Here is a 10330-nt window from a genome sequence, read left to right as displayed (position 1 = left end):
CCGCGGGCGCGTGCGCGCGCCAGCATCGCCCGGGAGGGCAGGGATGCGGCGTCCCGGCGCCGGGCACTGCGCTCAGTGCAGCAGGTCCCAGCCCATCTTGGCGATCAGCACCACCACCAGCACCAGGAACAACTGCCGGATCAGCGGCGTGCCGCCGCGCAGCGCCAGCCGCGTGCCGGTCACCGCGCCGGCCACGTTGGCCGCGGCCATCGGCACCGCCGCGGCCAGCAGGATCTTGCCGCTGGGCACGAAGAAGCACAGCGCCGCCAGGTTGGTGGCCAGGTTCACCACTTTCGAGGCGGCCGAGGCGCGCAGGAAATCCAGGCCGAAGAAGCGGATGAACAGGAAGATCAGGAAGCTGCCGGTGCCCGGGCCGAAGAAGCCGTCGTAGAAGCCGATCGCCGCGCCGATCGCCAGCGCGATCGCCAGTTCGCGGCGGCCGATGTGGCGCGGCCGGTGCAGCGCGCCGAAGTCCTTCTTGACCAGGGTATAGCCCAGCATCGCGATCAGCAGCACCAGGATCAGCGGGCGCACCGCCTGTTTCGGCAGCAGGCTCACCGCGGTGGCGCCGAGGAAGGAAAACACGAACGCGGTCGCGGTCGCGTACAGCACCGGCCGCCAGGGCAGGCGCACGTGGCGCGCGTAGCGCCAGGCGGCGGTGCCGGTGCCGGCCATGGCGCTGAACTTGTTGGTGCCCAGCACCACTGCCGGTGCCTGTTGCGGCAAGGTCGCGAACAGCCCGGGCAACTGGATCAGGCCGCCGCCGCCCACCGCCGCGTCCACCAGCCCGGCGACGAAGGCGATGCACAGCAGCCATGGCAATTCGGTGGGGATCGACTCCAGCACGCCGGCGCTCCACGCAAGGGGCCGCAAGCATAGCCGCCGTCGGCCGGGGCGTGCGCAGCGGCGTGGTAGTCGGCACAATCGGCACATGTCGCCGTCCGCTCCACGCCTTGCCGATCCCTGCCCCTGCGGCCGTCCGCGCGACTACGCGCAGTGCTGTGGGCCGTACCACGCCGGCGCCCCTGCGCCGGATGCCGAATCCTTGATGCGGTCGCGCTACAGCGCCTACGTGCGCTGCGACGCCGATTACCTGCGCGCGAGCTGGCATCCGTCGACCTGCCCGCCGCAGGTGGAGATCGACCCGCGCACGGTCTGGCTTGGCCTCACCGTGCAGCGGGTGCTGCAGACCGGCGCCGACAGTGCCGAGGTCGCGTTCCTGGCGCGCTATCGCATCGGCGGCGGCAGCGCCGTGCGCATGACCGAGCACAGCCGTTTCGTGCGCGAGGACGGCCGCTGGTATTACCTCGACGCGCTGGACTGAAGCGGCGCCCGTCGCGCCGGTGATGCGCAGGCCCGCACACCACCGTTCGTTGGCGAGGACGGGCGCGCTGCTCCTCGTCGTTCCGAACAGCCTGCCGCAGCATCCGAGCGCCGCGCATCTCCCGGCCGCGGCGGAATGTCGCGCGATCTGCCGGCGTAGCCACACTCGGAACACCTTGCCGGCCGCGTGCCGCCAGCACCGCGTGAGCGGAGTGCACACGCGGCGGTTGTTTATGATGTCGGCCCTGCCGTTGGCGAGGATGTTGCGATGATGCGTTTGGCCTGGATCCTGCTGCTGGCGGCGCCCTGCGCGCTCGCGCAGACCCCGCCCGCAGCGGCGCCGTCCGCGCCCGATCCGGCCTTCGCCACCTGCGTGGCCGGCCTGCGCACGGCCGCGGCGAAGGCGGGCGTCGCCGAGGCGTCCTTCGATCGCTTCACCGCCGGGTTGCAGCCGGATCCGAGCGTGCTGCCGGTGCTCGATGCCCAGCCCGAATTCACCACGCCGATCTGGGACTACCTGGCCGGCCTGGTCGACAGCCAGCGCATCGACGACGGCCGCGCCATGCTCGCCGCACACCGCGACCTGCTCGCGCAGGTGGCGCAACAATACGGCGTGGACCCGGAGACGGTGGTCGCGGTGTGGGGCGTGGAGAGCGACTACGGCCGCATCTCCGGCAAGCGCCCGCTGCTGGTGTCGCTGCTGACCCTGTCCTGCGAAGGCCGCCGCCAGCCGTTCTTCCGCAGCGAACTGTTCGCGCTGCTGAAGCTGCTGCAGGCCGGCGACCTGCGCCCCGAGGGCCTGACCGGGTCCTGGGCCGGCGCCTTCGGCCATACCCAGTTCATGCCCAGCACCTACGCCCGCGTCGCCGTGGACGGCGATGGCGACGGCCGCCGCGACCTGGTCGCCAGCATTCCCGATGCCCTGGCCTCCACCGCCAATTACCTCAAGCTGGCCGGCTGGCAGAGCGGCCAGCCGTGGGGGCTGGAAGTGAAGCTGCCGGACGGCTTCGACCCGGCGTTGGCCGGGCGCACCCAGCGCCGGCCACTCTCGGACTGGCGCGCGCGCGGCCTCACCGCCGCCGATGGCAGTGCGCTGCCGGCGCTGGCGGCGCAGACCCCGGCGGCGGTGCTGATCCCGGCCGGCGTGCACGGCCCGGCGTTCCTGGTGTTCCGCAACTACGACGCGATCTACGCCTACAACGCCGCCGAAAGCTATGCCTTGGCGATCGCGCTGCTGTCCGACCGGCTGCGCGGCAAGCCCGGGTTGGTCGCGGCCTGGCCGACCGACGACCCCGGCCTGGGCCGACCGGAGCGGCGCGAACTGCAAACCTTGCTGCTGGCGCGCGGCCACGCCATCGGCCAGGCCGACGGCGCCATCGGCACCGCCACCCGCCGCGCGATCCAGGCCGAGCAGCAGCGCCTGGGCCTGCAGCCGGCGGACGGCCGCGCCGGGCAACGCATCCTCGACGCGCTGCGCCGTGAGGCCGGCGGCGCGCCCGCGGCCCCCGTGCCGCCACCGGCCGCGCCGACGCCGCCTGCGCCGGCGGCGTCACCCGCACCCGCACCCGCACCGACGCCGGCATCTCCTCCGACCCCTACGCCGTTCGGCGGCAAACCGCCCACCGCATTCCGGCTGCCGGCCGCCTACCCGGCCTTTGCCCAATCCCCCGCGCCACGGAGCATCCATCCCATGTCCGACGTCCCCGGCCTGAGCACAGGCGACTTCCACGGCTACCCCTCGCTGCTGGTGGAGACCCCGCAGTCCACCGCCGCCATCAGCCTGTTCGGCGGCCAGGTGCTGTCGTTCGTGCCCAAGGGCGGCACCGACGCGCTGTGGCTGTCGCCGAGCGCGCAGCCCACGCCGACCCCGATCCGCGGCGGCACCCCGGTGTGCTGGCCGTACTTCGGCCGTCAGGGCCAGAGCGATGCCGTGCCCGCACACGGCTTCGTGCGCACCATGCCCTGGCAATTGCAAGACGCGCGGCGCGAGGCCGACGGCAGCCTGGTCCTGACCCTGGCGCCGCCCGACTTCGACGACCTGCCGCTGCGCCTGCGCATGCAGCTGCGCATCGGCGCCACCTTGGAGCAGCGCCTGGTCACCGACAACGTCGGCACCGCACCCGCCCGCTTCACCCAGGCGCTGCACAACTACTTCCGCGTCGCCGACGCCACCCAGGTGCGGGTGCAGGGCCTGGACGGCCTGGACTACCTCGACAAGTTCGAGAACTACGCCACCGCGCATCGCCAGCACGGCGACTGGAGCCTGCAGGACCCGCGCGACCCCGGCCGCAGTGACCGCATCTACACCGGCGCCGGCGGCCGCTACACCCTGCTGGATCCGGGCCTGCAGCGCCGCATCGAGATCGCCACCACCGGCAGCCGCACCCTGGTGGCCTGGAACCCGGGCGAGGCCGGCGCGCAGAAGATGGCCGACGTCGGCCCGCACTGGCGCCAGTTCGTGTGCCTGGAAGCGGCCAACGCCGGGCCCGAGGTGATCGACCTGGCGCCGGGCGCCCAGCATGTGCTGCAGCAGACGATTTCCGTCGTGGCGTTGTGACCCCGGCCGGACGGCGGCACCGCCTGCCGCGACCCGGCGGTCGGCATTGGTGACGGCCCCGCCGTGATCGCGGCGCCGGTGCGCCTCGCTGGCAAGCGTCGCGCCGCTGCTGCGCCGGACCCTCAGCCCCGACCCCTCTCCCGGCGGGAGAGGGGAGTCGCTCGGTGTAGCCGGACGTGGTGCCGATGCAATCGGGCCAGCGCGCAGACGTCATGGCACCCCAATCACCGCAGGAAGCGTCCCGTAGGAGCGGCTTCAGCCGCGACGGGCGTTCCCGGGAAAGCCCGGTCGCGGCTGAAGCCGCTCCTGCCGTGCAATCCGTATCCGGCTTCGATGGCGCCGGAGGCAGGTCATTGGAGGTGCCGTTCAGTCCCAACGCCATGGCCTCTGCGGCCGCGGCTGAACCTGTCGCGTCCGCCTTCCACCTTCTGCCTCCGCGGTGATGCGAGAGGTGCTTCAGTCCGGCGTGCGATCGGCCAGCCTCCCATTGTGGGAGGGACTTCAGTCCCGACGCGACGATCTCCGCCGCTCGCGATCGGAATCGCGCCAACCGCACCCGGCCCAGCCACCGCGAGGTGGCAGGCAGGCCGCGCTGTCCACTCCCGCTCCCGCCCCCCCAGGGCGCCGATTACACTGCCGCGTCTGCCAGGAGGCCTGCCGTGCACGCTCCGACTCCCGCCGTCCGCTCACGCCGTGCCGCGGTCGCCTTCATCTTCGTCACTCTGCTGATCGACGTGCTGTCCTTCGGCGTCATCATCCCGGTGCTGCCCACGCTGGTGCGCGACTTCACCGGCGGCGATTTCGCCGCCGCGGCCCGGTGGGTCGGCTGGTTCGGCTTCCTGTTCGCCGCGCTGCAATTCGTCAGTTCGCCGCTGCAGGGCGCCCTGTCCGACCGCTACGGCCGGCGCCCGGTGATCCTGGCCTCGTGCCTGGGGCTGGGCGTGGACTTCATGGTGATGGCGCTGGCGCAGAGCCTGCCGGTGCTGCTGCTGGCGCGCATGGTCTCCGGCGTGTTTTCGGCCAGCTTCACCTCGGCCAACGCCTACATCGCCGACATCACCCCCGCCGACAAGCGCGCCCAGGCCTACGGCATCATCGGCGCGGCGTTCGGCGTGGGCTTCGTGGTCGGCCCGCTGCTGGGCGGCTGGCTCGGCAGCCTGCATCTGCGCGCGCCGTTCTGGTTCGCCGCCGGGCTGGCCCTGCTCAACTTCCTCTACGGCCTGTGGGTACTGCCCGAATCGCTGGCGCCGGAACGGCGCACCGCACGCGTGGACTGGGCGCACGCCAATCCGTTCGGCGCGCTGCGCCTGCTGCGTCGCTATCCGCAGGTGTTCGCGCTGGCCGCGGTGATCTTCCTGGCCAACCTGGCGCACTACGTCTACCCGAGCATCTTCGTGCTGTTCGCCGACTACCGCTTCGGCTGGGGGCCGAAACAGGTCAGCTGGGTGCTGGCGCTGGTCGGCGTGTGCAGCATCGTGGTCAACGCCGTGCTGGTGGCGCGGGTGGTGCGCCGCTTCGGCGAGCGCGGCGCGCTGCTGTTCGGCCTGGGCTGCGGCGTGATCGGCTTCGCCATCTACAGCGTGGCCGGCAGCGGCGCGCTGTTCCTGCTCGGCGTGCCGATCAGCGCGCTGTGGGCGGTGGCCGGGCCGGCGGCGCAGGCGATCGTCACCCGCCACGTCGGCGCCGATGCGCAGGGCCGCATCCAGGGCGCGCTGATGAGCCTGGTCAGCCTGGCCGGGGTGATCGGGCCGCTGCTCTACGCGTGGGTATTCGCCGCCTTCATCGGCCCGCGCGCGCTGCTGCATTTCCCCGGGGTGCCCTGGCTGCTGGCGGCGCTGTTGCTGGGCGGCGGCTGGATCGTGGCCTGGCGCCGCGCGCGGGTGCCGGCCGCCACGGTGGCCGGCGGCTGAGGTGCAGCGCAGGCGGCACGGACGGCATGAACGGCTCAGTTTGCGTGCGCACGGGCGGCGTGGCCCGCGCGGCCTCGCCTGGCACCGCGCGGCCGCGATTGTTACGCTGTGCCCTCTCTTTCGTCGCGGCCGGCCGGCTGCTGTGCCAGTCGCCTGCATGATGTCCCCTCCCGACGGAACCGCCCTGCCGTTGACCGCCTCGCGCCTGCTGCGCGACGCCACCGCGCAGCAGCACCAGGCCGTCGAAGACCTGCCGGCGATGCGCGCCTTGCTGGGTGCCACCCTCTCGCTGTCCGCCTATGCGCACGTGCTGCGCCGCCATCACGCGGCCCTGGCCGGCTGGGAGCGCCACGAGGCGGCCTGGCTGCGCGACTGCGGCGATGCGCAGTGGCAGTACCAGCCGCGCGCGCCGCTGCTGGCGCAGGACCTGCAGGCCTTGCAGGCATCGCCGCCGCCGCTGCAACCGGTGCCGCCGGTGTCGGCCGAGGCCCAGCGCTGGGGCATGCTGTACGTGGTCGAGGGCTCGCGCCTGGGCGGGCGGGTGATCGCCCGGCAGCTGCGGCAGACCCTGCCCGCGGCCGCGCCGGCGCTGTCCTATTTCGAACTCGGCCATGCCGATCCGGCCGCCTGGCGGCACTTCCAGCAACGCCTGGAGCGGGCCTTGCCGACCGCGCCGCTGCAGCAGGCCGCGGTCGAAGGCGCCCGCGCCATGTTCGCGCACTTCCATACCCATTTCGCCCTGGAGATCGCCGCATGAGCGACATCGTCGTGCCCCTGGACATGGACGCATGCGCACGCGAACCGATCCATATCCCCGGCTCGGTGCAGCCGCACGGCGTGCTGCTGGTGATCGAGCCGCGGGATGGCCGCATCGTCCAGGCCAGTGCCAGCGCCGCCGACCTGTTCGGCCGGCCGCTGGACGACCTGCTCGGACAGCCCTACAGCGCCCTGCTGACGCTGGAGGATCCGCGCACGCGGCTGCTGCCGGACGCGGCCGAGCGCAGCGACCTGGCCTACGTCGAAGTCGGCCTCAAAGGGGCCGCCGCGGCGCAGCGCTGGGTCGGCGCCTGGCATCTGTATCCGGAGCAGTGGCTGCTGGAACTGGAGCCGCGCGACGCGCCGCTGGCCGACGCCACCCTGCGCGAAGCGCTGCCGGTGCTGCGCCGGCTGGAGACCGACCAGAGTATCGAGGACGCCTGCCAGCGCGCCGCCAAGAGCCTGCGCAGCCTGATCGGCTACGACCGGGTGATGATCTATCGCTTCGACGACGACTGGAACGGCGACGTGGTCGCCGAGGCGCGCGCGGCGGAGCTGGAGCCGTATCTCGGCCTGCATTATCCGGCCAGCGACATTCCGGCGCAGGCCCGCGCGCTGTACCTGCGCAACCGCGTACGCCAGATCGCCAACGTCGGCTATGTGCCGTCGCCGATCCAGCCCACGCTGCATCCGCGCCTGCGCGCACCGGTGGACCTGAGCGACGTCAGCCTGCGCAGCGTGTCGCCGGTGCACCTGGAGTACCTGGCCAACATGGGCGTCACCGCCACCCTGGTGGCCTCGATCGTGGTCAACGACGCGCTGTGGGGGCTGATCGCCTGCCACCACTACCGCCCGTACTTCTGCAACCACGAGATGCGCGATGTGGCCGATGCGGTGAGCCGCGCACTGGCCGGGCGCATCGGCGCGATCACCGCGGTGGCGCGGGCACGCACCGAGTCGGTGCTGCTGACCGTGCGCGAGAAGTTGATCACCAACTTCAACGACGCCGAGATGCTGACCGCGTCCATGCTCGACGAAATGGCCTCGGACCTGCTCGACGTGGTCGATGCCGACGGTGTGGCGATGTTCCACGGCGACCACGTCACCCGCCACGGCATGCTGCCGGCGACTGAGGACCTGGCGCGGATCCGCGAACAGATCGAGTCCACCCATCACGAAGCGCTGCGCCACGACGCGGTCGGCGCGCTGCACTCGGACCAGATCGGCCAGACCTTTCCGGCGCTGGCCGATCTGGCCCCGCTGGCGGCCGGCTTCATCTTCGTGCCGCTGATGCCGCAGGCGCGCAGCGCCTTGCTGTGGACCCGCCGCGAACAGATACGCACGGTCAACTGGGCGGGCAATCCGCAGCTGGCCAAGCTGCAGGACATCGCCGGTTCGCGGCTGTCGCCGCGCAAGAGCTTCGAGCTGTGGCAGGAAACCGTGCGCGGCCGCGCGCAGCCCTGGTCGCCGATCAGCCTGGAGTCGGCGCGCAGCCTGCGGGTGCTGATCGAGCTGATGGAGCGCAAGCGCTTCCAACAGGATTTCGCGCTGCTGGAGGCCTCGCTGTCGCGGTTGCGCGAGCCGGTGGCGATCGTCGAGCGCGGCTACGGCCCGCGGCCCAGCCGCCTGGCCTTCGTCAACGAGGCCTTCGCCGCGCTGTACGAGCGCGAGGTCGCCGACCTGATCGGCTGCGACCTGGAGCGCCTGTACGCCAGCGATGCCGTGCTGGCCGAGACCCAGCGCATCGACACCCTGCTGCGGCAAGGGCGCGCGGCCTACGTCACCCTGCCGCTGCGCGTGGACGGCAGCACGGCCGTGCACCGCCAGTTCGACTTCGAACCGCTGCCCGATCACTCCGGCGTGTCCAGCCACTGGTTGCTGCAGCTGCGCGATCCGCGTTGAGCCATCGCCCGCGGCGCACGCTCAGTGCGTGCGCCGCCACAGCGCCAGCGTCGCCGCACCGGCCAGCAGGCCCCACAGCGCCGCGCCGATGCCGAACAGCGACAGGCCCGAGGCGGTGACCAGGAACGCGATCAGCGCCGGCTCGCGCTCGTGCTCCTCGCGCAACGCCGAGGCCAGGCTGTTGCCGATGGTGCCGAACAGCGCGATGCCGGCGATCGCCATCACCAGTTCCTTGGGAAAGGCGGCGAACAGTGCCGCCACCGTGGCGCCGAACACGCCGATCAGCAGATAGAAGACCCCGGCGAACACCGCGGCCATGTAGCGCCGCTGCGGATCTTCCTGCGCCTCGCGGCCCATGCAGATCGCCGCCGTGATCGCGGCCAGGTTCAGCCCGTAGGCGCCGAACGGCGCCAGCACCGTGTTGACCACGCCGATCCAGCCGATGGTCGGGGAGATCGGCACCGCATAGTCGGAGGCGCGGATCGCCGCCACGCCGGGCAGGTTCTGCGAGGTCATCGTCACCACGAACAGCGGCAGCGCGATCCCGAACAGCGCCTGCCACGACAGGGTCGGCCACACCAGCACCGGCTGCGCCAGGCGCAGCTGCGCCGCCTCCAGATGCAGCGCGCCGTTGCCTGCGGCCACTGCGATGCCGACCAGCAGCGTGGCGATCACCGCATAGCGTGGGAAGGCACGGCGCCCGAGCAGGTAGGTGGCGAACATCGCCAGCGCCATGCCGAGCTGGTGCTGCATCGCCACGAACACGTCCAGGCCGAAGCGCAGCAGCACCCCAGCGAGCATCGCCGAGGCCAGCGACAGCGGAATGCGCCGCAGCAGACGTTCGAACAGTCCGGAGAAGCCGGCGAGCATGGACAACACCGCCACCACCACGAAGGCGCCGATCGCATCGGACAGCGGCAGGCCGCCACCGCTGCCGATCAGCAGCGCGGCACCGGGCGTGGACCAGGCGGTGACCACCGGCATCCGGTAGCGCAGCGACAGCCCGATGCAGGTCAGGCCCATGCCGAGCCCCAGCGCCCACATCCACGAGGCGATCTGCGCCTGCGATGCGCCGACGCTGCGCGCGGCCTGGAACACGATGGCCGCCGAACTGGTAAAGCCGACCAGCACGGTGACGAAGCCGGCGATCAGTGCGGGCAGCGAAGCGTCGCGCCAGAGCGAGCGTGCAGCAGACGTCATGCGGAGTTCCGTCGTGGAGAGCAGGCTGCATTCTCGGCCAAATGCCCGCGGTCGGCCGCGCCGCGTCGGCGCTAATTAGAGAGAAGAGAGCGGCAGGGACGCGCGCCGCAAGGCCGCCCCAAAAAACGGTTGACCTTTTTTCCAGCGCCATTAAACTGCGCGGCCCGCTACGCAACTGCCGAGCTTCGGCGCGACAGAGGCAGGCAGGGCCGGAAACACCTAGCGAACATCGGGTGTTGACAGCGTGAAAAAGTCGGCTAATATGGCCGGCTCGCTTCGAGGAAAAGCCTACGGGTTTGGACGAAGAAGCAGCGTCAACCACCTGATCAAAAAGGTGTTGACGGCAAGAAAAAAGCCGCTATGATGGGCGGCTCGGTTCGACGAAAAGCCCTCGGGTTTGAAGACGAACCAGCGTCAACCGCCTCGAAATGAGGTGTTGACGGAAACAAAAAGTCCGCTATAATGGGCGGCTCACTCGGACGGAAACGTCGGGGCGAAAAAGGGAAAGGCGCTGAGGCCGGCCCCGAAGTTCTTTGACAGTGTGCGCAGGTAACTTGTGAGGACGCCTGCAGGTGGAAGATCTGTCCATCTTGCAGACGTTCGAATCAAGAGCAACAAATCAATTGCTTTGCAAGCGATACGTAGCTTGGTTTGAACTCTGCATATCAAAGCTTTTGCCTTC

General features: G+C 71.2%; 7 protein-coding genes. 5 read left to right on the top strand and 2 right to left on the bottom strand.

Going from position 1 to position 10330, the window contains the following annotated elements:
• Positions 1–72: 72 nt before the first annotated feature.
• Positions 73–846 (bottom strand): TSUP family transporter, encoded by a 774-nt coding sequence (locus Q7W82_RS02375; protein WP_242161508.1) that lies wholly within the window; start codon positions 844–846, stop codon positions 73–75.
• Positions 847–931: 85 nt separating this feature from the next.
• Here Q7W82_RS02375 and Q7W82_RS02370 point away from each other — a divergent pair, with 85 nt between their 5' ends.
• From Q7W82_RS02370 to bphP, 5 genes are all read left to right on the top strand, one after another.
• A complete protein-coding gene (locus Q7W82_RS02370; RefSeq protein WP_242161464.1) occupies positions 932–1324 on the top strand; it encodes a YchJ family metal-binding protein in 393 nt (130 codons plus the stop codon).
• A 270-nt stretch (positions 1325–1594) separates the two neighbouring features.
• Positions 1595–3880, top strand: a complete 2286-nt coding sequence (locus Q7W82_RS02365; protein WP_242161462.1) for a lytic murein transglycosylase — start codon at positions 1595–1597, stop codon at positions 3878–3880.
• 659 nt (positions 3881–4539) lie between these two features.
• Complete coding sequence (locus Q7W82_RS02360; protein WP_242161460.1) at positions 4540–5790, top strand: TCR/Tet family MFS transporter; 1251 nt, start codon at positions 4540–4542, stop codon at positions 5788–5790.
• A gap of 157 nt (positions 5791–5947) precedes the next feature.
• Positions 5948–6547 (top strand): biliverdin-producing heme oxygenase, encoded by a 600-nt coding sequence (locus Q7W82_RS02355; protein ID WP_242161457.1) that lies wholly within the window; start codon positions 5948–5950, stop codon positions 6545–6547.
• Positions 6544–8448, top strand: a complete 1905-nt coding sequence (bphP, locus tag Q7W82_RS02350; protein ID WP_242161455.1) for a bacteriophytochrome BphP — start codon at positions 6544–6546, stop codon at positions 8446–8448. Before Q7W82_RS02355 ends, bphP begins: the two co-directional genes overlap by 4 nt.
• Before the next feature lie 21 nt (positions 8449–8469).
• Here the strand turns inward: bphP and Q7W82_RS02345 are convergent, their stop codons facing one another.
• On the bottom strand, positions 8470–9648 hold the full coding sequence (locus tag Q7W82_RS02345) for a benzoate/H(+) symporter BenE family transporter (protein WP_242161453.1): 1179 nt from the start codon (positions 9646–9648) through the stop codon (positions 8470–8472).
• Between the last annotated feature and the right edge of the window lie 682 nt (positions 9649–10330).

The organism is Xanthomonas indica (assembly GCF_040529045.1).
In the GTDB taxonomy this organism is placed as follows: Bacteria; Pseudomonadota; Gammaproteobacteria; order Xanthomonadales; family Xanthomonadaceae; genus Xanthomonas_A; species Xanthomonas_A indica.
The sequence above is the reverse complement of the archived record's forward strand: the minus strand, read 5'-3'. Positions and strand labels throughout refer to the sequence as shown.

Coding starts and splice junctions, on each gene's coding strand:
- Q7W82_RS02355 (WP_242161457.1), top strand. CDS start 5,948: ATGATGTCCCCTCCCGACGGAACCGCCCTGCCGTTGACCGCCTCGCGC.
- bphP (WP_242161455.1), top strand. CDS start 6,544: ATGAGCGACATCGTCGTGCCCCTGGACATGGACGCATGCGCACGCGAA.
- Q7W82_RS02345 (WP_242161453.1), bottom strand. CDS start 9,648: ATGACGTCTGCTGCACGCTCGCTCTGGCGCGACGCTTCGCTGCCCGCA.
- Q7W82_RS02370 (WP_242161464.1), top strand. CDS start 932: ATGTCGCCGTCCGCTCCACGCCTTGCCGATCCCTGCCCCTGCGGCCGT.
- Q7W82_RS02365 (WP_242161462.1), top strand. CDS start 1,595: ATGCGTTTGGCCTGGATCCTGCTGCTGGCGGCGCCCTGCGCGCTCGCG.